Origin of the sequence: uncultured Turicibacter sp. (genome assembly GCF_938044715.1) — a bacterium.
Lineage (GTDB): Bacteria > Bacillota_I > Bacilli_A > MOL361 > Turicibacteraceae > Turicibacter > Turicibacter sanguinis.
In genome coordinates this window covers 1-26,936 of record NZ_CALIOS010000052.1, presented here as the reverse complement: position 1 = coordinate 26,936, position 26,936 = coordinate 1, and the positions used below count along the sequence as shown (strand labels likewise).

At 34.8% G+C, this 26,936-nt stretch carries 27 protein-coding genes and 1 other annotated feature; of the genes, 24 read left to right on the top strand and 3 right to left on the bottom strand.

Annotated features, from left to right (window positions below):
• From QWC74_RS05940 to QWC74_RS05890, 12 genes are all read left to right on the top strand, one after another.
• Window positions 1–256: autorepressor SdpR family transcription factor (locus QWC74_RS05940; protein ID WP_288993942.1), on the top strand; the 256-nt coding region annotated here is incomplete at its 5' end.
• Window positions 246–896, top strand: a complete 651-nt coding sequence (locus tag QWC74_RS05935; protein ID WP_006784902.1) for an SdpI family protein — start codon at window positions 246–248, stop codon at window positions 894–896. The genes QWC74_RS05940 and QWC74_RS05935, both read left to right, overlap by 11 nt.
• A 120-nt stretch (window positions 897–1,016) precedes the next feature.
• Window positions 1,017–1,517, top strand: coding sequence for a DedA family protein (locus QWC74_RS05930; protein WP_006784903.1), 501 nt, complete (start codon window positions 1,017–1,019; stop codon window positions 1,515–1,517).
• A 36-nt stretch (window positions 1,518–1,553) separates the two neighbouring features.
• A complete protein-coding gene (gene cls / locus QWC74_RS05925) occupies window positions 1,554–2,969 on the top strand; it encodes a cardiolipin synthase (RefSeq protein WP_155222880.1) in 1,416 nt (471 codons plus the stop codon).
• A 14-nt stretch (window positions 2,970–2,983) separates the two neighbouring features.
• Window positions 2,984–3,847 carry a metallophosphoesterase gene (locus QWC74_RS05920; protein ID WP_237701272.1) on the top strand — a complete coding sequence of 288 codons (864 nt, stop codon included), beginning with the start codon at window positions 2,984–2,986 and terminating at the stop codon, window positions 3,845–3,847.
• A gap of 40 nt (window positions 3,848–3,887) precedes the next feature.
• Complete coding sequence (locus tag QWC74_RS14805) at window positions 3,888–4,139, top strand: metallophosphoesterase (protein ID WP_353734598.1); 252 nt, start codon at window positions 3,888–3,890, stop codon at window positions 4,137–4,139.
• 472 nt (window positions 4,140–4,611) lie between these two features.
• The gene (locus QWC74_RS05915; protein WP_129821707.1) at window positions 4,612–5,289 is read left to right on the top strand and encodes a DUF2680 domain-containing protein; all 678 of its coding nucleotides are present in this window, start codon (window positions 4,612–4,614) and stop codon (window positions 5,287–5,289) included.
• Window positions 5,290–5,549: 260 nt separating this feature from the next.
• Window positions 5,550–5,699, top strand: a complete 150-nt coding sequence (locus tag QWC74_RS05910; protein ID WP_009606727.1) for a hypothetical protein — start codon at window positions 5,550–5,552, stop codon at window positions 5,697–5,699.
• Between the two features lie 210 nt (window positions 5,700–5,909).
• A complete protein-coding gene (locus QWC74_RS05905; RefSeq protein ID WP_006784857.1) occupies window positions 5,910–6,758 on the top strand; it encodes an aminoglycoside 6-adenylyltransferase in 849 nt (282 codons plus the stop codon).
• A gap of 103 nt (window positions 6,759–6,861) precedes the next feature.
• Window positions 6,862–10,104 carry a DEAD/DEAH box helicase gene (locus QWC74_RS05900; RefSeq protein ID WP_006784858.1) on the top strand — a complete coding sequence of 1,081 codons (3,243 nt, stop codon included), beginning with the start codon at window positions 6,862–6,864 and terminating at the stop codon, window positions 10,102–10,104.
• 40 nt (window positions 10,105–10,144) lie between these two features.
• Window positions 10,145–10,356: a binding site (T-box leader), on the top strand.
• Between the two features lie 60 nt (window positions 10,357–10,416).
• Entirely contained in the window at window positions 10,417–11,415 is a 999-nt protein-coding gene (gene trpS / locus QWC74_RS05895) for a tryptophan--tRNA ligase (protein ID WP_006784859.1), read from the top strand.
• A gap of 522 nt (window positions 11,416–11,937) precedes the next feature.
• Window positions 11,938–12,516, top strand: coding sequence for a DJ-1/PfpI family protein (locus tag QWC74_RS05890; RefSeq protein WP_006784860.1), 579 nt, complete (start codon window positions 11,938–11,940; stop codon window positions 12,514–12,516).
• A gap of 171 nt (window positions 12,517–12,687) precedes the next feature.
• Here QWC74_RS05890 and QWC74_RS05885 read toward each other — a convergent pair whose 3' ends face one another.
• Window positions 12,688–13,107 carry a hypothetical protein gene (locus QWC74_RS05885; protein WP_006784861.1) on the bottom strand — a complete coding sequence of 140 codons (420 nt, stop codon included), beginning with the start codon at window positions 13,105–13,107 and terminating at the stop codon, window positions 12,688–12,690.
• Between the two features lie 278 nt (window positions 13,108–13,385).
• Between QWC74_RS05885 and QWC74_RS05880 the strand changes: the two genes are divergently transcribed.
• From QWC74_RS05880 to QWC74_RS05865, 4 genes are all read left to right on the top strand, one after another.
• A complete protein-coding gene (locus QWC74_RS05880; RefSeq protein ID WP_006784862.1) occupies window positions 13,386–14,768 on the top strand; it encodes a 2-isopropylmalate synthase in 1,383 nt (460 codons plus the stop codon).
• Window positions 14,759–16,678, top strand: coding sequence for an aconitate hydratase (locus QWC74_RS05875; RefSeq protein ID WP_006784863.1), 1,920 nt, complete (start codon window positions 14,759–14,761; stop codon window positions 16,676–16,678). The genes QWC74_RS05880 and QWC74_RS05875 overlap by 10 nt, the downstream gene beginning before the upstream one ends.
• A 1-nt stretch (window position 16,679) precedes the next feature.
• A complete protein-coding gene (locus QWC74_RS05870) occupies window positions 16,680–17,681 on the top strand; it encodes an isocitrate dehydrogenase (NAD(+)) (RefSeq protein WP_006784864.1) in 1,002 nt (333 codons plus the stop codon).
• 139 nt (window positions 17,682–17,820) lie between these two features.
• Window positions 17,821–18,366, top strand: coding sequence for a class I SAM-dependent methyltransferase (locus tag QWC74_RS05865; RefSeq protein ID WP_006784865.1), 546 nt, complete (start codon window positions 17,821–17,823; stop codon window positions 18,364–18,366).
• 188 nt (window positions 18,367–18,554) lie between these two features.
• Here QWC74_RS05865 and QWC74_RS05860 read toward each other — a convergent pair whose 3' ends face one another.
• Window positions 18,555–19,295 carry a GNAT family N-acetyltransferase gene (locus QWC74_RS05860; RefSeq protein WP_006784866.1) on the bottom strand — a complete coding sequence of 247 codons (741 nt, stop codon included), beginning with the start codon at window positions 19,293–19,295 and terminating at the stop codon, window positions 18,555–18,557.
• A 258-nt stretch (window positions 19,296–19,553) separates the two neighbouring features.
• On the opposite strand from QWC74_RS05860, the gene QWC74_RS05855 reads away from it, so the two are divergent.
• The 3 genes from QWC74_RS05855 to QWC74_RS05845 all read left to right on the top strand — a co-directional run bounded on the left by QWC74_RS05855 (window position 19,554) and on the right by QWC74_RS05845 (window position 22,726).
• Window positions 19,554–21,005 (top strand): DUF4352 domain-containing protein, encoded by a 1,452-nt coding sequence (locus QWC74_RS05855; RefSeq protein ID WP_006784867.1) that lies wholly within the window; start codon window positions 19,554–19,556, stop codon window positions 21,003–21,005.
• Window positions 21,006–21,417: 412 nt separating this feature from the next.
• Complete coding sequence (locus tag QWC74_RS05850; protein ID WP_129821704.1) at window positions 21,418–22,182, top strand: bifunctional 2-polyprenyl-6-hydroxyphenol methylase/3-demethylubiquinol 3-O-methyltransferase UbiG; 765 nt, start codon at window positions 21,418–21,420, stop codon at window positions 22,180–22,182.
• A 52-nt stretch (window positions 22,183–22,234) separates the two neighbouring features.
• Window positions 22,235–22,726 carry a GNAT family N-acetyltransferase gene (locus QWC74_RS05845; protein WP_006785079.1) on the top strand — a complete coding sequence of 164 codons (492 nt, stop codon included), beginning with the start codon at window positions 22,235–22,237 and terminating at the stop codon, window positions 22,724–22,726.
• On the opposite strand, the gene QWC74_RS05840 is transcribed toward QWC74_RS05845, so the two are convergent.
• Entirely contained in the window at window positions 22,718–23,047 is a 330-nt protein-coding gene (locus tag QWC74_RS05840; RefSeq protein WP_006785080.1) for a hypothetical protein, read from the bottom strand. The two genes, QWC74_RS05845 and QWC74_RS05840, sit on opposite strands and share 9 nt — an antisense overlap.
• A 402-nt stretch (window positions 23,048–23,449) precedes the next feature.
• On the opposite strand from QWC74_RS05840, the gene QWC74_RS05835 reads away from it, so the two are divergent.
• The 5 genes from QWC74_RS05835 to QWC74_RS05815 all read left to right on the top strand — a co-directional run.
• Window positions 23,450–23,893, top strand: coding sequence for a PTS sugar transporter subunit IIA (locus QWC74_RS05835; RefSeq protein WP_006785081.1), 444 nt, complete (start codon window positions 23,450–23,452; stop codon window positions 23,891–23,893).
• A gap of 84 nt (window positions 23,894–23,977) precedes the next feature.
• Entirely contained in the window at window positions 23,978–24,454 is a 477-nt protein-coding gene (gene agaV, locus QWC74_RS05830; RefSeq protein ID WP_006785082.1) for a PTS N-acetylgalactosamine transporter subunit IIB, read from the top strand.
• A 20-nt stretch (window positions 24,455–24,474) separates the two neighbouring features.
• On the top strand, window positions 24,475–25,242 hold the full coding sequence (locus QWC74_RS05825; protein ID WP_006785083.1) for a PTS sugar transporter subunit IIC: 768 nt from the start codon (window positions 24,475–24,477) through the stop codon (window positions 25,240–25,242).
• Window positions 25,232–26,050, top strand: coding sequence for a PTS system mannose/fructose/sorbose family transporter subunit IID (locus tag QWC74_RS05820; RefSeq protein WP_006785084.1), 819 nt, complete (start codon window positions 25,232–25,234; stop codon window positions 26,048–26,050). Before QWC74_RS05825 ends, QWC74_RS05820 begins: the two co-directional genes overlap by 11 nt.
• A gap of 165 nt (window positions 26,051–26,215) precedes the next feature.
• Window positions 26,216–26,936 (top strand): IS30 family transposase (locus QWC74_RS05815; protein ID WP_288993941.1); only part of this gene is annotated, 721 nt, incomplete at its 3' end.

Below are 26,936 nucleotides of genomic sequence, written 5' to 3'. Positions count from 1 at the left end.
ACTCGCGGATCCCACTCGTCGTACGATTTTAAAAAAATTGAACAAGGGTGAGATGACAGCGGGGCAAATTGCAGAATGTTTTGACATGAGTAAGCCTTCTATTACTCATCACTTAAACATCTTAAAAAATGCGGATTTAGTACAAAGTGAAAAAAGAGGGCAATTCGTTGTCTATACGTTAAATACAACCGTGGTTCAAGATGTGATTGGGTGGTTTTATGAGTTTATGTATCGAGGAGGGAATCATGAAAATTAATAAATTTTTAGTCAGTGTGATAGGATTGACACTCGTCGCAACACTCATCGCTTATCCTGTTTTACCACAGCAAATTCCAACGCACTGGAACATCAATGGTGATGTGGATGATTACAGCCCTAGATGGATGGCTATTGTTCTAGCTTGTCTTCCTGCTTTCATGTATGGGTTATTTTGGCTTATGCCAAAAATTGATCCAAAGCAAAAATCTTTTTCTAAATTTACAAAAGCATATGAACGTGTGATGTTAATCTTAATCTTATTTATGGTTGTCTTACAAATCATGACTTTTCTTGTTGCTTTAGGAGTTGAACTGCCCATTGATTTGATTGCTAAGATTGGAATTTCGATTTTATTTATTGTCATGGGGAATTATTTAGGACAAGTGAAACCGAATTATACGTTTGGCATTCGTACGCCATGGACTTTAGCAAGTGATGAGGTTTGGACTAAAACGCATCGTATGAGTTCTTATTTAATCGTTGTGAGTGGCGTTTTAATGCTTTTCTGTGCTTTTGTATCAGGTATAGTAGGAATGAGCTTATATCTGGCTTGTATTTTTATTCCAATCATTTTTTCAATGGGATACTCATATTATCTATATCATTGTCAATCGAATAAAAAAGATGGAATTTCTTAAGAAATTCCATCTTTTTTTTACAAGTTTTCCGTTGAAGTTATGCTATTTTTAGATTGAATAAAATCCAAAATTTATGACATAATAAGGTACATGATTAATGACAAAAAGGTGGGGAATGGATTGGATATATATACAGTTTTAGATTACTTTTCGACTTATGGTTTATATTTTTTATTTATCATTGTGTTTCTCGAGTATATGAATTTACCTGGACTACCAGCTGGAATTATTATGCCTGCCGCTGGGATTTTAATTGCAAGCAGTGACATGAACTTCATGACCGCCTTAATTGTTTCGATTATGGCGGGCTTATTAGGAAGCTATGTCTTATATTTTATTGGTTATTTTTTAGGGAAACCCATTTTAGATAAATTTTATCAAAAGTTTGTCAATTTACAACCGTCTATTGATAAGGCGATTGGGTATACGGATCGCCATGGAAATAAAGGGGTATTTATTGCCAGGCTTATTCCGGTTGCTAGAACATTGATTTCATTAACAGTGGGAACGCTTCGAATGAACTTCGTCTCATTTAGTCTTTATTCAATGGCAGGGATTGCCATATGGAATATTGTGTTTATCTATGCAGGCTATGCATTTGGTTATTTATTTTTAAAATAATAATAAAGGGGGATTTTTTTAGTTGGAGGATGCAATATGATCGCGTTTCTTTTAATTATAATCAGACTAATTAATCTCTTTTTAATTGGGAATTTAATATTTTATAAACGAAAAGAACCTTCTTTATTATTGGCTTGGATACTTGTTTTAGTTTTTATTCCGGTCATTGGGTTTATTTTTTATCTACTTTTTGAAAGAACACCAAAAGTGTCAAAGAAAGTGAATCTAGTTGATACCATTGAAGAAAATGTGAGTGATTTACATTATGAATCAAACGTTGATGAACCTATCAGGTCCATTATGCGGTATAATCGTCAATTTAATCAAGCGAAGTTAACACGATATAATGATTTGACGTTTTATTCTGAAGGGGAATTAAAGTATAAGCAACTGTATTTAGATATCAGTCAAGCCACGACATCTATTCATTTTCTATATTTTATTATTCGTCAAGATGAACTCGGAACTGAATTTGTCAATTTATTAGCAAAAAAGGCACACGAAGGGGTAGAAGTACGCGTTATTTATGATGGGGCGGGATGCTTTGGAACACCGATGCATTTTTTTGCTCCAATTATTCGAGCAGGCGGAAAGGTCTATAATTTTCACCCTGCTAAAATACGTTTAGTTGGATTAAATTATAATTATCGTAATCATCGTAAAATTGTGGTGATTGATGGTAAAATAGGTTATATGGGAGGAATGAATATTGGAAAAGAATATATGTCTTTAGATCCGAAATATTCTCCTTGGCGAGATGCTCATTTGCGAATCATAGGTGAATCCGTTCGTTTTTTACAGCTCCGTTTTTTACGTGATTATTTCATGGTTTGTGATGATGTTGAAGAAGAAAATCAGATTAAAACAAAATTCAAGAATTATTTCTCATCTCATAGGGGTGAGAAAGAGTGTGAAATGCAAATTGTGAGTGATGGACCCGATACGAGTACGGATGATATTAAATCAGGGATGGTAAAAATGATTCAAACAGCCATGAAGTCGATTCAAATTCAAACCCCTTATTTTATACCGGATAATTTATTTCTCGAGACGTTAAAAATGGCTGCTTATTCAGGCGTTAAGGTAGAGGTGATGATTCCAACGATTGCGGATCATCACTACGTTTATCGAACGACTACTTCATTTATTAAAGAGTTACGAGAAGCAGGAATTACCGTCTATTTATATAAAGGGTTTTTACATTCAAAAATTATGACAGTTGATGGCAAAGTTAGTTGTATTGGTTCAACTAATATGGATCAAAGAAGTTTTAAAATTAATTATGAAATTAGTGCTTTTGTTTATAATGAAACGTTTACAGAGCAGTTAAATCATCAATTTAATAAAGATTTGGAGAATTGTTTAATAGTGGATGACTCATACGAATTAAATAAGCGATGGTGGGTAAGAATGGAAGAAAGTATTTATCGCGTCATCTCGATGATTTTATAAAGGACAGGGAAAGGGTGTGTGAAAGACTTATGATGCTGTTAGCCTTACTACTGTTTGGGATAGGATTTTTATATTTCGAATTAGAAACGTTAAAAGTAAGTACGTTCTATCTTAAAACAGAGAAACTCAAGCATAAAATAAAAATTGTTCACTTATCCGATTTGCATTCTAAAGAATTCGGAGTTAATAATGAGCGACTGATTAAAAAAGTCCGGGAACTTAAACCGGATTTAATTGTGACAACAGGGGATATGATTAGTTCAACAGATCATAATGGGGATGCCTTTTTATCAGTTGCAGCGGCATTAAGTGATCAAATTCCAATGTATTATATCGAAGGAAATCATGAATTAACAGCACGCTATGATACGCTCAATCTAGAAAATGGGTGGTATGAGACTTATTTAAATGATTTAAGAGCATTGGGAGTGCATGTCTTGAAAAATGACACGAATCTGATTCAACTACAAGATGTAAAGTTACATATTCAAGGATTAACCGTTCCATTGGCTCATTATTGTGCCGTCCCAGAAAAAATTTCAGCAATTGATGATATTCATCCTATTAAAAAGGTTTCTGATGTGCTAGAGCCCACATCACCGCATCATTATAATATTCTACTTGCGCATAACCCATTTTTAATTCCGATCTATCTTGAACATGAAGTTGATTTAATTTGTTGCGGACATGTTCATGGAGGCGCTGTAAGACTACCTTTTATCGGAGGGATTCTATCCCCTGAACGCAAATTGTTTCCTAAATATAGTGGGGGACATTATCGATTTAATTCGTCAAATCTGATTGTAAGTCGAGGGTTAGGAAGACTTCGTTTGTTTAATCGACCAGATGTGGTGATGATTGAGATCAATCCTGAATAAGTCGGGAGAATATAAATGAGAAAAGTGAAACTTTGCCCTTATTTCTGATAGACATGGAAATATGCCTTCTCTTAAGGTCGTCTTGCATGATATTGAACAAAAACCCATTTTTTGTTTAGGTGATATGATTGGAAAAGGGTCACAATCAAAGGAAGTGGTTGATCTCTATTTAAAAAAGTGCCAAGTTATTGCAAAAGGAAATTGGGAAGATTTTATTTTGGTAATACCGACATGCATTCGGTGGGAGACGATTAGAAATATTGAGAACTCTTCGAGAAGTTACTGGATTTGACTTAAGCGGACGGTATATTCGTTTATTTCATGCTAATCCTCGTGAGTTATAGTGCGGTATTCAGGGTGATTATTTACAATATTTACGCGACGAAAGAGTGTTATTTAATGTCAGAAGTGTTGGAAATTCTTTCGATTTAATCCCAATGGCCGCCTATGTTATCTTAGAGGGAATTTTAAATTCCCAACAAGAAGCAGACTTTTCTATTCAGTTTTATTGACTTAAATACGATATTGAATCGGCAATTGAGCTAGCAAATGAGTCAAAATACCAGATAAAGAAGTTAATATTCATGAACTTAAAACCGGTTTATATGGACGATAAAAGCAGAGTGATTCTGCTTTTTTTTGTTGTCTGTTTTTAATTTCTAAATATTATCTGATAAAGAAGAAGTTGGCACACAATAATCGACAAAAAATGCTCAAACTAATTTTGTCGGTTGTGTAAGAATTATTTGAAGAAGGTGTTTTTTGTGAAAAAAGTAATCTCAATTTTTACAGCCTGTATGCTTGTTGGCCTAGGTGGCATAAATGGACAAGCTGCTGAAAAAAATGATGACGTCATTTCAGTATCACAGCAATTAACAGAAGATCAAAAGGCTGAAATGGCTAAACATGAACAAAAATTTAAAGAAGCTCAAGCAAAATTTGATGCGTTAACTGCAGATCAGAAAAAAGAAATCTACGACTTATTTGATAAAGTGAATGTGGCTAAAGTCAAGTTATTAGATAAATACGTTGAATATGGAATTATTTCAAAAGATGAAGCACAAGCTATGCAAAAATATATGGCTGAATTTTCAGAAAAAGCTCGTAATGAACAAATGTTTATTGGGGTAGCTGGGCCTCGAGGACCAAAAGCCCCTAAACCAGAATCTGAGACAAAAGAAGAATCTAAAACTTCTAAAACACAAAACGCTTCAACTGAAAAAGGCGAAGTAGAATCAAAAGCTCCTAAAGCTCGACAAGAGACTGAAAATAAAGGAACAACAGAATCAAAAGCTCCTGAAGCTCGACAAGAGACTGAAAATAAAGGAACAACAGAATCAAGAGTTCCTGAAACTCAAAAAGAAGCTGAAAATAAAGGAAATCTAAAAGAGAATCAATCAGAGAATATTGCTGAAAAAGGTTCAAAAATTCAAGAAGACTAAGAATTTATCATTTTATTATATATAACCGACACTAAGAGGATGCCTCATTGAATTGGCATTCCTTTTTTTAGTGCTAGAATTCTGAGTAGGAGACTTTCAAACTTGAAACCAATTTATTTTTTTACGAAAGGGTTAGAGCTTGAGTTTCGATAACGGATGATCGGAGTCAATTCGATACACAGAGATGAAGAACAGGACTTGCAACATAGGTGTTCTTTGCATATAGTATCATAGAACTATAGATTAGCTGAGGTGTTAGTATGAAAGAACAGAAAGTACACACATCCTCTTCACAACAAAAAATTATCCAGTCTTCGATTCATCACACATACCAATTAAAGTTAGGGGAAACTGAACAACAAAATAAAACGTATTTTGCAAGACTAAGAGGCTATCGCGATCGTAAATAAGGCATTAGCCTTTTTTTCTTTTCAACAGATATAAGATTTAAAAATTAGAAAATTAGACAATTCTCTAATTAATAGAAGAATAAAAAAAAGAGAAGAACTGATTCAAATAAACACTCAAAAAAGTCAGCCAAACGGGAAAAATAAGGATTTTTGATTGACATGATAATTGCTAATTCAACATAAAATTTAATATAGGAAGGGGGGAGTCTAATGCTAGATCATCATTTATGGGATATTTATACGTATTGTATCATGGATGACTTGATCAGATGCCTAATTTTATATGAGAGACATGAGATTGCAACGGAACGGTTAGAATATAAATTTGTCATCTTCACTCCTAATATCTATAATTTTCTAAAAGACACGAATTGGTTAAAGCAGCTTGGAAAAGTCTTTCATGCGGAATGTGAATATAAATTAAATGGGGACCACCCTATTTTACATTACTGTGCCGTTTATGAAATGGGATGGTCCGTCCAATTTTTGTTCATCTCAGATCATTTAAGTTTCAATTATTTAAAAGAAAAACGCATGAGGTTATTGATTGATAAGGATCATCAATTCAAAAAAGAGCAAATAAAATTAGAAGGAATAAAGTATGGAAAATGGTATGAATTACCTGATCAAATGGAGTTTATTCAAGTTATTGAGAAGTTTTATATCTTTTTATTAAAATCAGTTCGACTCATGAAGAATCATAATATGATTGAAATCTTAAAGATTGAGTCGGAAATATTAGAACCCATTGTGATTAGCTTGACACAATGGTTAAGCTATTGTGATGAGTTATTTACATTTGAGGAAGTAAATAACATTAAAAATTTAGTAACTGACGCAAAAAAAAACTTACCTTCTATGAGAGAAAAAAATGATTATAACCGTCTGAATACTTATTTAAATGTCGGTGAAAACTTAATTAATAATTATTCAGATATCATGGATTATGAAATGAATAATGCAAAGATCATCTATTTAAAAGAGACTCTTTTGACACAGTTACAGCATTTTTTAAATCATCAACAAACGGATAAAGGTAACTTAATTTGTCTATACTAATAAAACAGGATTTGACTTTTAAATTAATCGTGAACTTCCATTTATCTCTAGACTAATTTATGGTAAAATTAAGAGATAAGTTGTCGTAAGGAGAGTGATAGGCGTGAACTTAAATTTAAATATGATTAAAAGCATGGCTGCAAATCCAGCTGTTTTTTCACGTGCACAATCCTTTTATAACTTTGGAGCAACGATTAAATACTACATTATTTATGATAAGGTAGATGATTATCAAGTTTTTGCTGAAGTTATAGAAGATCCAGATTTATTTCATGTCCATTTGAATATTAATGAGCAGGGGAAAGTCACCCATCATATGTGTGACTGCGGAGGGTTTCATACAAAGTTTGGTTCATGTAAGCATGTAATTGCTCTTTTATTGCGTTTATATGACGATCAAATTAAAAATAGATTAGTGATTCATTCAGGGTTAAGCGAGGATGATGATCTCATTTCTAAAGTTTTAGATACATATGAAACAAATTTGACAAGTGAACTGAATTATGAAATGTATCCTCAACAAGTCACGATGTATCCTAAACTAGTGATTAATAGTCGTAATCAACCTTCTTTAGAAGTTAGTATGGGGATTACGAGACCGTATGTCATCAGAGATTTATATCGATTTGTTATTGACTTAGAATGTGAATGTATTATCTCTTATGGAAAAGAGTTAGAGTTTAAACATACGATGAATCATTTTGATGAACGGTCACGTCCCTTAGTGAAATTTATTTGGGATCGTGTTGTAGAAGATCGCGTCTATTTGAAACAATTTGGTTTATCACCAGGACAAGCACGTCAATTGTTTTTAACGCCGTCTAGTTTGGATACGTTTTATGACTTAAACTTACGTAAAACAATTGCTTGTAGTATTGAGTATTATAATTGTGAAACGATTACCCTTCATTCGAAAGAACCAGAAATTGAATTCCAAATTGAAGAAGAAGACAGTACTTATTATTTAAGACATAATTTAGGTCAATATCTAATCATTCGAGGACAAAATTATACCTATTTACTCCAAGAGCGAGAAATGTATCGCTGTCATGAAGAGTTTGTTCAAAATATTATTCCTTTACTTGAAAAAATGTCAGAAGCAACTTCATTTGGACTTAAAATTTCCAATGAAACGATGGGGAAATTTTTATCACTGGTTTTACCTAAAATTAAGCCTTACATTCGTGATACTGCACTTGAAGAACTCTATCAAAAATTTAAAGTCTATCCTCTAACCTTTGGTTTTTATTTAGATTCAGAGTTTAAAGGAAATATTGGATTACGTGTTCAGTATCGCTATGGCGATATTCATATCGATGCCAACCAACCGAATACGGAGGAAAGTAAGCAAATTCTTCGTGATGTTGTCAAAGAAGCCAAGGTGTTGGCAATGCTTGAAACGTTCCATTTTGAAAAAATACCTGGGGGAACCTATTTATTAAAAGATGAAGAAGCCACGTATACGTTTTTAACAGAAGGGATTAATGAACTTAGACAAATAGGGGAGGTCTATGCTTCAGAAACATTTAAAGGGATTAAAATTAAAGAACCCAAATCTTTATCTGTTGGAATCCGTTTGCAAAGTGAGTGGTTAAATGTTCATTTTGAAGATTTAGAATTTGACGCATCGGAATACAAAAAAATATTAGCGGCTTATCGCTTAAATAAAAAATATTTCCGACTAAAAGACGGATCATTTATTAACTTACAAAATGATTACGTTGAAACGTTGGCTTCCTTTGTCGACGATTTAAACTTAAAAGATAACGAATTTGGACAGGCAGAAGTGATGATCCCAAAATATCGTGCGCTTTATTTAGATCAACTCATTCAACATCACGAAACTTTGCATGCCGTGAGGGATGCTTCCTTTAAATCGATGGTCCGTGAATTTAAATTAGTCGAAGATGCCGATTTTATCGTGCCTGAACCTTTGCAAAAAACACTTCGTCGTTATCAAAAAACAGGGTTTAGATGGATTAAAACCTTAGCTAAATATCAAATGGGCGGAATTTTAGCCGATGATATGGGACTTGGAAAAACCTTGCAAATTATTTCAGTTCTTTTATCTGAACAATCAGAAAGTACAAAACCCTCACTCATTGTGGCACCTAGTTCATTAATCTATAACTGGAAAAGCGAAATTGGGAAATTTGCGCCAAGTTTAAACGTATTAATTGTGACAGGAGAACCAACTGTCAGACAAGATTTAATTAATACCTCAACAGATTATGATGTTGTTATTACCTCTTACGACTTAATTCGCCGAGATATTGAAGTGTATGAAACACAACAATATCGCTTCTGTATTTTAGATGAGGCTCATTTTATTAAAAATCATACGACTCAAAATGCTAAGTCAGTGAAACGAATTCGAAGTGAAGTCCGTTTTGCCTTAACTGGTACGCCAATCGAGAATTCATTAGCAGACTTATGGTCAATTTTTGACTTCATTCTTCCGGGATACTTTGGATCTTATTCACAGTTTAAGAAAAAATATGAAGCCCCAATCGTAAAACATCATCACTTACATTTATTAACTCGCATTCACCAACAAGTGGCTCCTTTTATCCTTCGTCGCTTGAAAAAAGATGTCTTAAAAGAATTACCAGATAAAATCGAAACAAACGTGTATTGTGAAATGGGAAAAACGCAGCGTGACTTGTACTATGCGATGCTATCTCAAATGAAACAAGAAATGCATCATGAAATTGAAGAAGTTGGGGTAGAACGTAGTCGAATTAAAATTTTAGCCTTATTAATGCGCTTACGCCAACTTTGCTGTCATCCGTCACTTTATCTTGAAAATTATCGTGGTGAAAGTGCGAAACTAAATTTATGTATGCAGTTAGTTCAAGATTGTATTGCATCAGGTCATAAGGTTTTAATTTTCTCGCAATTTACCTCGATGTTAGAGATTTTAGGGCGTGAGCTTAAAGCTAAAGAAATTAAATTTTTAACCTTAACAGGCGCAACCAAAACAAGTGATCGTTTAGCTTTAACGGAGCAATTTAATCAAGACGATACGAAAGTCTTCTTAATTTCATTAAAAGCAGGTGGAACAGGACTTAATTTAACAGGGGCAGATGTTGTGATTCACTATGACCCATGGTGGAACATGAGTGCTCAAAATCAGGCAACTGACCGAGCTCACCGTTTAGGACAAGATAAAACAGTTCAAGTCTTTAAATTAATGGTTAAAAATACAATTGAAGAACGAATTCAAGTGTTACAGGAACAAAAACGTGATTTAACCGAAGCCATTGTCAAAGAAGGGGAAACGTTTATTAGTAAACTTTCAACAGAAGAATTAAGTGCTTTATTTGAAGAACACCATGATTTTTAATTGACAAGATGAATGGTAAAGTCATACAATAAAAATATATAATAAACCTTTGATTGAGAAATAGTAGTTCGTCATCTGATTTTACAGAGAGTCGATGGTTGGTGGAAATCGATAAATCAAGCGAATGAATGGGCTCATGAGTGGAACCTGAATGTGAAAGTAGGGAACTCGGATTCTTCCGTTATCAAGACTAAAGTGGATAAATTAAGTTTATCTATTGAGGTGGCACCGCGGTAATATATCGTCCTCTATCTATGTGTACATAGGTAGAGGACTTTTTTTGTTCTCTACCATTAATAAGGAGTGAAAATTATGTCAAGAATTTTATCAGCAATTCAACCATCTGGAACTTTAACAATCGGAAACTATTTAGGGGCATTAAAAAACTTTGTTAAATTACAAGATGAACATGAGTGTTTTTTCTTTATCGTGGATCAACATGCGATTACTGTCCCTCAAGATCGCTTAGAATTACGTAAGAAGATTAAAGAATTAACGGCCTTATATTTAGCGTGTGGCCTAGACCCAGAAAAAGCAACAATTTTTGTGCAATCTGAAGTTCCAGCCCATACACAACTAGCATGGATGTTAACCTGTAATACGTCAATGGGTGAACTTGAACGTATGACACAATTTAAAGATAAATCGCAAAAACAAAGTGCAAAAGGACAAGGAATTGGTGTTGGCTTATTTATGTATCCTGTTTTAATGGCAGCTGATATTTTATTATATGATGTAGATTTTGTCCCTGTTGGAGATGATCAAAAACAACATTTAGAATTAACCAGAGATCTTGCAGAACGTTTTAATAATCGATTTGGAGAAACGTTTAAAATTCCTGAGCCTTTAATCGCTAAAACAGGTGCTCGTATTATGTCTTTACAAGAGCCAACCAAAAAAATGAGTAAATCAGATGATAACGCCCGTAACTTTATCTTAATGACAGATGAACCAAATGTTATTCGTAAAAAAATCAAATCAGCGATGACAGATTCAGATGGTATCATTGCCTTTGATCGCGAGAACAAACCAGGCATTTCAAACTTATTAGAAATTTATTCAACCATTACAGGAGAAAGTATTGACTCATTAGTCGCTCGCTATGATGGAGCAGGTTATGGAACATTTAAATCTGATTTAGCAGAGGTCGTAGTTGCAGAACTTGAACCCATTCAACAACGTATGAAAGAATTATTAAATTCTCCAATCATTGATGAAGTATTGGATCGTGGAGCCGAAAGAGCAAACCAATTAGCGTTTAAAAAAGTGAAAAAAGCAGAACATAAAATGGGATTAGGTCGTAAAAAATAATCTTTTCTAAACGAATGATAGGCGAGATGCACCGTAAATGTTCGATTTTAAATCGGATATTTACGGTGCTTTTTTCATGACTTCATATTAAACATCAAGAACCTTAACAGCTACTTCTCTTGTAAAGTAATATGGAGTTACATATGATGATAAATTTACAATAAATAGAAATAATGACAAAAATATAATCATAAAATTAAATAAAAATTGGTTGCTAGGAATTCATTTCTGAATGCCTAGCAACCAATCGGCAACTTCATATTTAGTTACAGCTTTTAGGGCCTACCATTTTTGATGGGGCTTGGATTGATGAATGGGATGAAACTTCAAGATATCACTTTTTTTGATAAATCAAAGAAAATAAGTAGCAAATTTTATCGAAACATTGAATAATTCTCGAATCTTGAGGTCTTTTAAGAGATGAGATGGCCATCAAACGTTGACATTTAAAAGGCTTTTACTCTACAATGAAATTAATGACCTCAAAAAGAGGATAAATTTAACAATGTTAAGGGGATTTCAATGGGGAAGATTTTAATATTCATGTTTGAAGGAATGGCAGATTATGAAGTAACCTTTATCAGTCATCTTCTGCACGCTGATGCAGGAAAAGAAATCATGACAATTGCGTATACCGACGATGCAGTTGAGGGACAATCAGGCCTTCATTATCAGCCACAATATACAGTCAAAGAAGTTTTAAAAGAAGACGTCGAAGGATTAATTTTATGTGGGGGATGGAATAACGATATTCGCTTAGAATTAGTCGAACTGATTCAACGTATTCATAAAGAACGGAAGCTATTAGCTGGAATTTGTAGCGCTGGAACGGTTATGCTTGCAAAAGCAGGGGTTTTAGATTACATGACTTATACCACGCCAATCAGTAAATGGAGTGCAGAAGAAGCCCTTTTTTATAATATGGACGATCCTTTTCCGCGTGAAAACTATGTTTCAAAACGCTTAGTACGTGATCGTCATGTCATTACAGCCCAAGGAATTGCATTTGTGGACTTTGCATTAGAAATATGCGCTTGGTTTAAATTGTTTCAGTCACAGCAAGAAAAGCATGAATTTTCAAAACTTGTCAAAGGTCATTAGTCTGATGCATCCCTGTATTTAATGATGATTTAATCTGCGACTCATCGTAGCCGATTTTACATGCTTTTATCTTGACCAGATATCCTTTTTTAGATAACTGCATTTATAAGCTTCTCCAAATAAAAATACATCATAAAAAAAACTGCCGTCAAAAGGCAGGAACATAGGAATTTAAGGATAGCGATTTAATTTGATATATTCGCCATTAATCATGATTTCTTCTTCTTTATGAAACAATTGAATTGCTTTTTCACATGAAAGATAATAGTTTCCATTTAATGAACAAATTTTAAATCTATCAGAACCTAAGTGATTTTCCAACAGATTATCAAGAGACTTCATTTCGTTTAAGAACGATAAAGAAGCGTCATTTGATTTATGATATAAAGTTTGAAAGCTAAAATTTGAATCGTTGTTTAAAGTTGAAATCATCATTTCTGTTTCAACAAGGATTGAAATATCTGATTTCATATCATGATCATGATCAACGATTGTTGTTTGGTCATAAGCCGAAGCATCGACTGGTTTAGAACATCCAATCAATAAAACGCTAGAGGCAAATGCCGCAAATAACATTTGTTGTAATCTCATATAATTCCTCCATTGTTCAACTTTTTAGCGAACGTTATCTAATTTAACATATGATTTTTACATTGTAAACAGAAAAACTATAGTTTTTTTACATTTTTCGCACAAAAAAGTCTATTTCCAATCAGAATTCATGATGTATTCCCTTACATTTTAAAAAGAGAAGTCTAGATTTGTCCTGTTTTAATTTATCGATGCGAGGCTCTTCCCTTTGCGATAAAACGTGTTAAAATAGGCCTAAATACCTATATTTGGTAATTATTGTTAAGGAGGGGAGCGCCTTGATTGAATATAATAAGCGTTCAAATTTAATGGAGGCCATTGAGTTTAATTATGTCTTAAACGATATAAAAGATGCCAATTTGTATCGAGATATTTATCCTTATTCAGAAATCCCTAAAGTGACGTTTAATCATACCCGCGTACCAATCCATATGCCAGATGAAATCTTTATAACGGATACATCATTTCGAGACGGACAGCAATCAAGAGCACCGTATACCGTTGATCAAATTACAACGTTATATCAAATGCTTCATCGACTAGGTGGGCCACAGGGAAAAGTACGTCAAAGCGAATTCTTTTTATATTCTAAAAAGGATCGTGAAGCCGTTTATCGTTGTTTAGAGCTCGATTATGAATTTCCAGAAGTCACGTCTTGGATTCGAGCGAATAAAGACGACTTTAAGCTCGTTAGAGAAATAGGACTAAAAGAAACTGGAATATTACTCTCTTGTTCTGATTATCATATTTTTAAAAAATTAAACATGACACGAAAGCAGGCCTTTGATCACTACTTAGGAATTGTTAAACAAGCTTTAGACGTAGGAATTATACCTCGTTGTCATTTCGAAGATATTACACGAGCTGATTTTTATGGTTTTGTTGTTCCTTTAGCAATGGCTTTAAGACAATTAAGTGAAGAAAGTCAAACACCGATCAAAATAAGAGCTTGTGACACCATGGGGTATGGTGTGACCTATCCAGGAGCAGCACTTCCACGTTCTGTTCAAGGAATTATCTTTGGATTAAACCACCATGCACATTTTCCAAGCGAATGGATTGAGTGGCATGGACATAATGATTTTTACAAAGCGGTGAATAATTCATCAAATGCCTGGCTGTACGGTGCATCAGGAGTTAACTGTACAATGCTTGGAATTGGAGAACGAACGGGTAACACGCCACTTGAAGCAATGGTTTTTGAATATGCTTCCTTACGTGGCACACTAGATGGGATGGATCCGACCGTCATCAGTGAGATTGCCTCTTATTACGAACATGAAATTGGACTGAAGATTAGTCCAAGCACCCCTTTTGTCGGAAAAAATTTCAATGTAACACGAGCAGGTATTCATGCAGATGGTTTACTAAAAGATGAAGAGATTTATAACATTTTTGACACCAACAAGTTTTTAAATCGACCACCACTCGTTGCCATTTCTGCTCATTCTGGATTAGCAGGCATTGCTCATTGGATTAACACTTATTATCAATTAACGAAAGAACAGCAAGTTAATAAAAGTTCAAAAATCGTAACGCAATTAAAAGAATATGTGGATCATGAGTTTGAACAGGGGCGAATCGGAATCATATCTGATCAAGAACTCGATGATTACATCCATTTTTTAAAAAATGAAGTGGGGGAATATTTATGGGATTAACCATGAGCCAAAAAATCATTCATAACCATTTAGTATCAGGTAAATTGAAAAAAGAAGAAGAAATCGGCATTCAGATTGATCAAACGTTAACACAAGACTCAACTGGAACCATGACTTATTTACAATTAGAAGCCATGAACATCGATGAAGTCAAAACAAAGCGTTCAGTCGCTTATGTCGATCATAATTTATTACAAGTTGGATTTGAAAATGCAGACGATCACAAATATTTGCAAACCGTAACAAATCGATATGGCATTTACTTTTCAAAACCCGGAAATGGAATTTGTCATCAAGTACATCTTGAACGATTTTCAGTTCCAGGTCAAACTTTAATTGGAAGTGATTCTCATACACCAACATGTGGAGCCGTTGGGATGTTAGCCATTGGAGCGGGAGGATTAGATGTTGCAAAAGCAATGGCAGGTGTTCCTTATTATTTTAAAATGCCAAAGATGGTTAATATTAAGTTAAGTGGAACCTTACAGCCAGGATGCAGTGCTAAGGATATCATACTAGAAGTTTTACGTCGACTGACAGTTAAAGGTGGCGTTGGAAAAATCCTTGAATACACGGGAAGTGGCGTTTGTAACTTAAGTATTCCCGAGCGTGGAACCATTACCAATATGGGAGCAGAACTTGGAGCTACAACCTCAATTTTTCCAAGTGATGCAACAACGAAAGAATTTTTAAAAGCGCAAAATCGCCTTGAAGATTATCATGAATTATCACCAGACGAGGATGCTCATTATGATGAAGTGTATGAGATTAACTTAGATGAACTCAAACCGCTTATTGCCTGTCCTCATTCTCCAGATGCTGTTCGCACGGTTGAAGAAGTGGGGACTATCAAAGTAGATCAAGTAGCAATTGGAAGTTGTACAAATGGTTCCTATCAAGATCTCATGAAAGTCGCGACCATCTTAAAAGGAAAGACGGTTCATCCTGATGTCAGTTTAGTCATTTCACCGGGGTCAAAACAAGTATTGACGATGCTTGCTAAAAATGGAGCACTAGCTGATATCCTTGCAAGTGGGGCTAGATTATTAGAGTCTGGATGTGGACCGTGTATTGGAATGGGACAATCACCGGCAACAAATGCAATCAGTTTAAGAACGTTTAACCGTAATTTTTATGGACGTTGTGGCACCTTATCTGCTAATGTCTACCTTTGTTCACCTGAAACAGCTGCCTATTCTGCTCTTGCCGGAGTCCTAATCAATCCAATGAATGAAAAACTAGGTATTTCACAGCCTGATTCTTTTGAAATCAATGATTTATCTATTATTTCACCTAACAAACAAGGAGACATCAAAAGAGGACCGAATATTAAACCATTTCCTTTGAATGAACCTTTATCTGCTTATCTAACTAAAAAAGTTTTAATTAAAGTAGGGGATCATATCACAACCGATCATATTATGCCCTCAAATGCTAAACTGCTACCGTATCGGTCAAACATTCCCTATTTAAGTCAGTACTGCTTTCAAACCGTTGATGAAACCTTTGCAACCCGAGCAATGAGTGAAAAAGGTGGATTTATTATCGCGGGGCTTAATTATGGACAAGGCTCATCAAGAGAGCATGCTGCGCTCGTTCCCTTGTATTTAGGCATCAAAGGGGTTATTGCGAAATCATTTGCCCGAATTCATCGATCAAATCTTATTAATTCGGGAATTTTGCCCCTTGAGTTTGTTGAAGATAAAGATTATGATCAGATGAATCAAAATGACGTTTTAGAATTAAAAGATTTAACTCATCTGGTGACACAGGCACAACCATTGGTGATGGTTTATAATGTCACGCAAAACCGCTATATTAAAACAAGACTCTTATTATCAAAGAGAGAACGTAAAATGATTCTTGCGGGTGGAGCCATTAATTTGATTAAGCAAGAAAGGGGAGAGTAAAATGAGAGTCGTCACGTTAATTCCTGGTGATGGAATTGGACCTGAAATTAGTGAGGCAGTTGTTAAAATTTTTGAAGCTGCTAAAGTGCCAATTGAATGGGAGATTGTTCAAGCTGGAGCTCATGTGATGGAAGTTGAAAAAACACCATTACCACGTGCTGTCATTGATTCCATTGAAAAAAATAAGGTGGCGTTAAAAGGTCCGATTACAACTCCAATTGGATTTGGATTTCGCAGTGTCAATGTTACACTTCGGCAAACGTTCAATTTATATGCCAACATTCGTCCAATTAAATCCATCAAAGGCATTACTTCACGGTATGAAAATATTGATTTAGTAGTTGTGCGAGAAAACACCGAAGATTTATATGCTGGCATTGAACATCAAATCGGCGATGTGGCAGCTGAAAGCATTAAGATTGTCACGAAAAAGGCTAGTGAACGAATTGCAAAAGTAGCCTTTGATTTAGCGATTAAACAACATCGCAAGCTGGTGACAGCTGTTCATAAAGCAAACATTATGAAATTAAGTGATGGATTATTTTTAGACTGTGTTCGAAAGATTAAAGCGGACTATCCATCAATTGATTATCATGAACAAATTGTGGATGCAATGTGTATGAACTTAGTGATGAATCCTCAAAAATCGGATGTCTTAGTAATGGGAAATTTATATGGCGATATTTTATCAGATTTATGTGCCGGCTTGGTTGGCGGACTTGGATTAGTACCGGGAGCTAATTTAGGAGATGAAGTAGCCATTTTTGAAGCTGTTCATGGAAGTGCACCAGATATTGCAGGACAAAATATAGCAAACCCAACGGCTCTTTTACAATCTAGTATTTTGATGTTACGCCATTTGAATTTAAGTTCTTATGCCAATCAGATTGAAAAAGCAATGATGGCAGTTTATGAGGACGGTCTATATTTAACAAAAGACGTAGGTGGAGAAGCAACACTTTCTTCCTTTACTGAACAGATTATTGAAAAAATAATCAAATAATTATTGTATTTTTTGACATTTCGTGTCCTTTCTGTGTTATTATAGATGAAATAAATAACAAAATATGTTATAATTTCTAATAAATTGCATAAAGGGGTATTTATGTATTATTTAGAATAGGGCATTGGAGGCACACATAATGAAACAAGAGGATCAAATAAAGGAAGTCAAATGGGAGAATGATGAAACTTTAATTTGGAAAAATCCAGCAGAAGAAACGTATTATCTACGTAAACGTTGGGAACTTCGTAAGTTAGACCGTTTTTTAGATTTAGGATGTGCAACGGGGCGTCACGCCTTATTCTTTGCAGAAGATGGCTACACAGTGACGGCATATCAATCTAAAAATGATAGTTTGAGTGAATTATTAGAAAAAGTAAATGAGTTAGGTTTAGAAATGAAGTACGTTCATGGTCCATTAACGTCTCTTTCTTTATCAGATGAAAGTTTTGATTGTGTTTTAGCATACGATTGCTTACATGAATTAAATCAGGATGAAATGATTCAAGTCTTTAAGGAAGTATATCGTATTTTGAAAGTAGGAGGCGAATGTTACATGACATTGCCAAATACCTTCCTTTCAAAAAAGCTGATTCAAAATTTTAGTGTGATCTCGTATAAGAAGGTGACAACTTTCACGCAAAATAACGGATCTGAATGTTACCATTTACTCTTAAAAAAATAAAAAGTAAAAGAGCCTCTTTCTAAAGAAGGCTCTTTTTACATCGGGTGATAGGGGAAGTAGGAGAGGTTTGGTTTGTTTTTTAGATGAAGAGAAAACAAGTTCACTCCCTCTCATTCGATTAATGATTCAAAGAAATTAAAAAACGCGCTATTACTAATCATTAGCGTATTTTTTTTGAGGATTAGAAGTTATGGACGTTTAAAGAAATAGTCTGTTCGCTGTGCAATTTTATGAAAGCCCAGTTTTTGATACATGTCTTTTGCTGTATCCTCTTCATCTGTGACTAAATAGATGAGCTGACAATTTTGTTGAATAGCTGTTTCAATCATAGATTTTAAAATAGCCGTTCCAAATCCTTGATGTTGACAGCATGGATTTACACCAAAATCTTCGATTTTAGCTATTTCATCATGAATAAATAAGTCACACTTTCCAATGGGATGACCTTTATAATAAGCGATATAGCAATCCACACCGTCGTTTGATAAGTATACATTTTTGCGTCGAGTCGCACGACGGACACAAAAATCATAACCTAAGGTTTGTTCATCATGAGCTAAATCACATGCGATTAAATCTGCCACAGTATCGATCTGTTTTAGTACCTCAATCACCAAATCATCTCGGTCTTTTAGATTTAAAACTTCTGTCCAATCGAATTGATAAACCCCCATTAAGCTAATCTCACCATTTGGGATAGAATCGATGGGAGGTTCGTATGAAACGAGTTTACAAAAATCTTGTGTCTTAAAACAATCTAAGACTTCTTGAGTTATGATATTTGTTGAAATTTTTGGAAGATACGTATAATTATGATCATACATATCGAGTAGTTCGGAATCAGTAAATCGAATTCCATGAACAGTTTTGATTTCTTTTGAAAAACAACGGCTATAGGCCAATTCACAATGAATGATTTTATTGATCATTTTAAACGCTCCATTTCCTCTCATCTCAGACAAGTATAACATATAATGGAAAAAATAAAATAATTACCAATCTTAGAATTTTTGACAGTATCGTCAAATTGGTGACAAAACAATACGGCGAAAGAGATTTTACGAGATAATTAGCAAGGAATTCTTATCCTGATCTTTATATCACAATTGATTCTTATTTAGTAAACTCGAAGGTGTAAGGTATAATGAAGAAGATTAAAGTATTTCGGCAAAATGGGGGGAACAGCAATGCCAAATATCACCTCAATGTTTTTATTATTAGCTTTTATCTGTTTAATGACGGGAATCTTCAGTCCAGATATTGTAATTAAGTGGGGAATTCCACACCTGAAAAATCGTAAAAATATTCTTATTACCTTCAGTGGGGTAATCATAGGATGTTCTTTTTTATACGCATTAAATGAAAATCCAATGATTAGCGTCACTGAAGCAGCTAGCAGTACTCGCTCACAAAGCTCGAAGCCATTAGAAAAAGTGATTTATCAAATAGGTGAAGTGGGAACGTTGCATGAGACGACGCTTGAACTGAATAGTGTCAATCAAACAGAAGAATTTTTATCAATTAACATCGTTCTTCAAAACCATTCTGATGAGGTGTTAGCATATAATCCTTATCAATTTATTCTAAAAACAAATACAGGGGGAAGTTTGGTTCCAAACGTCGATGATGAGACCACCTTAAAGGCCGGGGAATTAGCACCGGGCGATGAAGTGAGTGGAACGTTGATTTATACCTATCCGCTAGATGAGGGATATTCATTCGAGTACCGACCAGTAGCAACCAATGCGTTAGCATCCATTACCTTTGATTTAGAAATTGAGGCATTACAGGTCGTCAGTCAGCCGAAAGTCATGGGAATTGGAGATATGGTCACAAATGAATCGATTGACTTACAGGTCACAAAGGTAGAACGCCTAAATAAAACAGAGTTGAGTACGCCAAAAAAAGGATACGAGTATGTAAAAGTAGACTTAATGTTAAAAAATAAGACTGACGATACGCTTATTTTTTTCCCGTATCATTTTGAACTAAGTGATCAATACAATCAAAAGCTTAAACCCATGACGTCTTTAATTGAAACGGAAAATTTATTAAAAATGACTGAAATCGTTAGTGGTGGGGTCATTGAGGGAAGTTTAATGTTTGAAATTCCTAAAAACGCTACAAATTTGATGCTTTATTATACACTTCCAACGCTATTTTCAAAAGAAACGCTCAGTGTTAATTTAGAATTAGAACATGAAGTCAAAAATACCTTAACCCCTTCGTTGTCATTTAATGAGAATTGGTTGTTCGGAGAACGACTCGTTCCTATTGAACTAGAAAACATGATTCTAACTGTTTTTTCATATGATAAAGTCAATGAAACAACTTATAGCAAAGCGAAAGATGGAAAATCATTTATTATCATCGATGTACAACTTGAAAATAGAAGTGAGACAGATAAAAACTATAGTGCCTATGATTTTAAATTATTAACGGATAAGGGTGAATTGATACTTCCTAGTTTAACGCTCATTGACAATGATCATGAATTTAAAAGTGGATCCTTGGCAATGGAATCATCAATAGAGGGACTTTTAATCTTTGAAGTAGATGACTTTGATACTCAATTATCCTTAATCTATTCTCCTAGTCAATGGGAACACTCACAAAAACTGGTGATTCCGCTATCATAAAATAAATCACACGCTTTTTACAATTTTCGCCATAAAAAGCGTGTCTTTTTTGTGTCCTAGGTGTATAATATGAATTAATACGGGGTGAGATGATGATTCAATTATTTTTGATTTAGATGGGACGCTTTAACCTTTAAGTGAAACAGGTTCAAATGCCAGGTCTGAAGTTTGATAAATCAGAGAATATTAAATTAATCAGGAAATATCATCACTTATAAGTACCTATTTATATAGGGGATACCGTAGGAGACTAGGAAACAGTAAAAGCAAATGATTTGCCATACTTCTTTGCAAGTTAAGGATTTGGAGCTGTTAAAAAATTTAACTTGTTTAGGTGATTTTGGAAGACATTAATAGTAACGTTGTAGGGGAAATACAACGAAATGAGTGCTTAATTAAGGGGATGAGAAAAATGAATAAAGGGTTATACGATTATTTAGTACAAGAAGAAAATCAGCCGTTAACAGGGTGGAACTTTGATTATTTAGAACGTTCAGGACGTATGGTTGAGTTTCCACTGAAGTGGCATTTACCAACGATTATTAAAGATTATTTTAAAGAGGCTCATTCGGTGTTAGATATGGGAACAGGTGGTGGCGAATTTTTATCATCCCTTGCTCCACTTCCAGCTAAAACAGTGGCAACAGAAGGATATGAACCCAATATTTCAGTAGCGAAAACATGTCTTGAGCCTCTTGGAGTATCGGTTGTTCACGCAAATAGTAATCAGATTTTACCACTTGAATCAAATCAATTTGATATTGTGATCAACCGTCATGAACCCTTTGATGCTTGTGAAGTCGCACGCCTCTTAAACGATGGTGGTGTGTTTATTACCCAACAAGTTGGGGGATTAAATGATTGTGAACTTAATCTTTGGTTAAACGCTGAGCCTTGCGAATTTTCAAATTGGAGCTTACGTACAGCCGTTAATGAGTTAAGAGAAGCTGGATTTCACATTGAAGTCGCAAAAGATGATATCAGTTTAACACGTTTTTATGATATTGGTGCCATTGTGTATTACTTAAAAGTCATTAATCAACAAGTCCCTAACTTTAGCGTAGAGAAATATTATGATCGATTAGAAATTATTCATCGACTAATACACGAAAAGGGTTACGTTGACATAACACGTCATCGATTTTTAATCGTCGCTAAAAAAGAAACTGATCAATAAGATCAGTTTCTTTTTTAGGTTGATAAAAGTTACAGTAAAAGGGGGAGTTTTGATGATTCGTTATGCTAATTTAAAAGATGCAAAACGCATTGCCACCATTAATATTAATGGATGGAGAACGGCATATAAAGGCATTGTATCGGATGAAGAACTTGCCATTTTAGATGTTGAAAAAGCAACAAAAAATGTCAGAGAACGTCTCATAGCAAAACCTCATGAAATCATTGTTATTGAGAATGAAACTGAAATTGAAGGATTTATTGGATTTGGAACTGCTCGTGATGAAGATATTACCAAAACTTGTGCTGAAATTTATGCCGTTTATTTTGATGTAAAATATTATGGAAATGGTAGTGCCATAACGTTAATGAACTGGGTTTTCAATCGATTAAAGGATGCCGGCTATCATGAAGTCATCCTCTGGGTTTTTAAAGATAATCATCGTGCTAGGCGATTTTATGAGAAGATGGGATTTACAACCTTAACTAAAGAAAAATGGTATAAAGAAGAAGCGCTTGAATATCGTTTGAAACGATTATTGTAAATCTTTTGCCATCTTTTTAAAGAGAATCCATTCATGATTTAGGCGGACGTAAACATAATCATCATCAAATTTTAGATACGGTGTGCCAACGGTTCCAAAGTTTGCTTCACCGTTTTGAGTGGGAGTAGAAGTTGAGGTCACGGTCGAGGTTATTTCTGCGTATCGTTCGCTCTTTTTAAGACGAATCAAATCGATATTCAACATGACAACTTCTTCGGTTGTGACATATAAATGACCTTCGACCATGAGTGTGTGTTCCCACTTAGACGAATAGCAACCGGTTAATACGAAAATCATCAGTAAGATAGCTAGTTTTTTCATCGAATTTCATCCTCCCAGATTATATTATCTTTATGATGGCTTGGGTCTTTTGTTTTTATACAAGGTGCTATCATAATCACAATCAAGCGTCAGTTTCATTTTTGAAAGGCTAAGAGATGTCATAAAATACAGACAAAAAGGAAAGCGAAAGCTTTCTTTTTTTCTCTATTTGTACAAATAAAACGTTTATCAAATGCCAGGATGGCACATATTTTATGACATTTATTGCATAGGCTTTAAGGTAGTCCTAGTAAAAAGAGAGGAACTTCATTATTAGAAAACGTCTATTTGGATTTTTTTGACTTCAATATAGACGAATTATCGTAAGGCACCTAATCATATTGAGATTGTGTAAGCGATATCGTAAACTAAGGGTGTAGCGACGAAGAGGAGGAAGAGAAAGTGAAAAATGTGATGATACTAACAGGGCATGGGGAATATGCCAAGGGAATACGAAGTAACTTAACCTTCATTGCAGGAGAAAATGAAGATTTATATGCGGTCGATTTCCTCATTGATGATACTGAGGAAACGTTAAAAGCGAAGTTTAAACAGATTTTAGATGAAACAGTAGGGGCAAATTATGTGTTTATTTGTGACTTGCTTGGAGGAACACCCTTTCGATGTGCAGCAGGCCTTAGCCAACAGCAACCAGGAATCGAGGTTGTATGTGGGATTACAACTGGATCTTTAATGGAGGCCTTATTTTTAAAAGATACGATGTCAATTGAAGAGTTAGCACAATCATTAGTCAATAAAAGTCATGAATCTTGTGTTCGATTCGAGATGATTAATAAAGTCAAAACTGCATCAGATAATCTTGAGAGTGAGCAAGATGGAATTTAACAATCTGACCTTAAAAAGGAATAATCTGTAATAATAAGAATATATTTTTTTATGTAAGCGTTATAAAAATAGGGGGAATTAGTAATGCCAAACATTTTATTAACACGAATTGATAACCGTTTAATTCATGGACAAGTTGCAACACAATGGTCAAAAATCGTAGGAGCTAACTTATTGTTAGTGGCAAACGATGAAGTAGCACATGATGAATTTAGACAAAGTTTGATGGATATGGCTGCACCATCATTTGCCCAAACACGCTATTTCACCATTGATAAAACAATCAATGTCATTCATAAAGCAAGTGACTCACAACTTATCTTCTTAATTTGTGAAACACCTCAAGATGTTTTACGACTTGTAAAAGGAGGAGTTCCAATTAAGAAAGTGAACATCGGAAACATGCATATGGCAGAAGGTAAACACCAAGTAACCAAAGCTGTTTGCGTGGATGAATCGGATATCCAAGCCTTTAAAGAATTAAAAGAGCTTGGAGTTGAACTTGAAATCCGCAGAGTTCCTAGTGAATCTGCTGATGATATAAACAAACTATTTAATTAGTTTAGTTAGGGGGAAAGGAAATGGAACTTAATGCGTTTCAAATGTTACTTATCGTAATTGTTACGATGGTAGCTGCGATCGACCAGTTCAACTTCCTTGAGTCATTGTATCGCCCAATCGTAGTTGGACCAGTTATCGGGTTAATTATGGGTGATTTGACAACAGGACTTGCAATTGGGGCTTCATACGAATTAATGATGATTGGTGCCATGCCAGTCGGAGGGGCACAACCACCTAATGCTGTTATCGGGGGAGTTATGGCAACGGTGTTTGGTATCAGTTTAGGATTAGATGTAGATGCAGCATTACCACTTGCGATTCCGTTTGCATTACTCGGACAATATGCTGTAACGATTCTCTTTACAGCTATGTCACCATTAATGCATAAAGCGGACCAATGCGCTGAAAATGCAGATACAAAAGGAATTGATCGTATCAACTACTTAGCGATGGGAGCTTTGGCGTTATTATTTGCCCTGATCGTATTAGCTGGTATGGCATTCGGTAGTGCAGTCGGTGAACAATTAACAACCTTATTACCTGATTGGGTATGGACTGGATTATCTGCTGCTGGTAAAATGATGCCTGCTCTTGGATTCGCAATTCTACTTCGCGTAATGTTAAGCAAAGAGTACTTAATGTTCGTCTTCTTAGGATTCATCCTAGTAGCTTACTTACAATTACCACTATTAGCAGTTGCAATTTTAGGTGTTATTGTTGCTGTTTATGACTTCCAAATGAGCACTAAAAATAAATCTCAAAGGGTGGTGAGCAGTGATGGCATCTAATGGATTAACTTATGTCGATCGAAAAGAGGCGCCACAATTAAGTAATAAAGACTTAAATAAAATGGTCTGGCGTTCTTTATTCTTACAAGCTTCATTTAACTATGAACGTATGCAAGCTGGTGGATGGTTATACAGTATCTTGCCAGGACTTAAAAAAATTCATACAAACAAAGATGATTTATCAGCTTCAATGAAACACAATCTTGAGTTTTTCAATACTCATCCATTCTTAATTACCTTCGTCATGGGAATCGTGCTTTCATTCGAACAGAAAAAAGCAGATATTCAAACCATTCGTGCAATGCGTGTAGCTGCCATGGGACCTCTTGGAGGAATTGGAGATGCCATCTTCTGGTTCACCTTACTTCCAATCGCTGCTGGGATCGGGGCTAACCTGTCTTTATCAGGAAGCATTATGGGACCTATTATCTTCTTAATTCTATTTAACGTTGTCCAATTTGCACTACGTTTTGGATTAATGCATTGGTCTTATAAAGTAGGACTTGAAGGAGTAAAAACTGTCACAAAATATGCGAAAGAATTTACTCGTTCTGCAACCATTCTTGGGGTAATTGTCGTAGGGGCTTTAATTGCATCTTATGTAGGAGTTCCAATTACGGCTGAAATTCCAAATGGGGAATCAGTTATTGTCGTTCAAGAAATTCTTGATGGAATTATGCCTTGTTTGCTTCCATTAGGCTTAACTTTTGGTCTATATGGCTTAGTTAAAAAAGGAGCTTCACCGCTTGTAAACATTGCTGTTCTTGTGGTTATAGGACTTTTAGGAGCAGCTATCGGATTGTTCTAAAGGATAAAATAAAAACACCGTGATTGGTTTAATTTGACCAGTCATGGTGTTTTTATTTTTGACAGATTGTAATATTAAGTGCGACACATAAAAAAAAGCTCATAAATAGGATCTTTGTTATAGAATGAAGTTACCACACCCAATTCTTAACAAGGAGATCTATTTATGAGTTATAACCATCTTAACACATTTGAGCGTACACGTATAGAAGTGCTTTCAAAAATGGGTTATTCAGCGAGACAAATTGCGGTGCAATTAAATCGTCATCATTCAACGATTTCTCGTGACCTGAAACGAAATACTCAACAGACGTATCAGGCTGAGTTAGTAGATGAATTAGCTTGGAAACGTCGCTTAGGTTGTCATCGTCCAGAGACGAAATCTGAAGAAGTCATTCAAACCATCCAACATTATTTAAAAATAACCTGGTCACCTGAACAAATTTCTAATACCGTTTTAAAGGGTGTTATTTCCTTTAAAACCATTTATCGTTGGATTTATGATGGAACGATTTTATTGGGAGATTTAAACTGTCTAAGACAAAAAGGAAAACGCCGAAAACCTCGAGAAACACGCGGACGATTTAACATTGGAACCTCGATTCATCAACGTCCTAAAGAAGTCAAAAACCGTGAAACGTTTGGGCACTGGGAGTTGGATACCGTTGTTTCAAGTCGTGGGAAAAGTAAAGGTTGTTTAGCCACCTTTGTTGAACGTCAAACACGCTTTTATGTGGCTGTAAAAATAGACAATCGCTCGACTTTAGAAATGTACCGGGCAATTAGTGAGTTATATGAACATTTTCCTAAAGATACCTTTAAAACTTATACCGTTGATCGAGGAAAAGAGTTTGCTTGTTATTCCAAAGTAGAAGCTGATTTAAAGG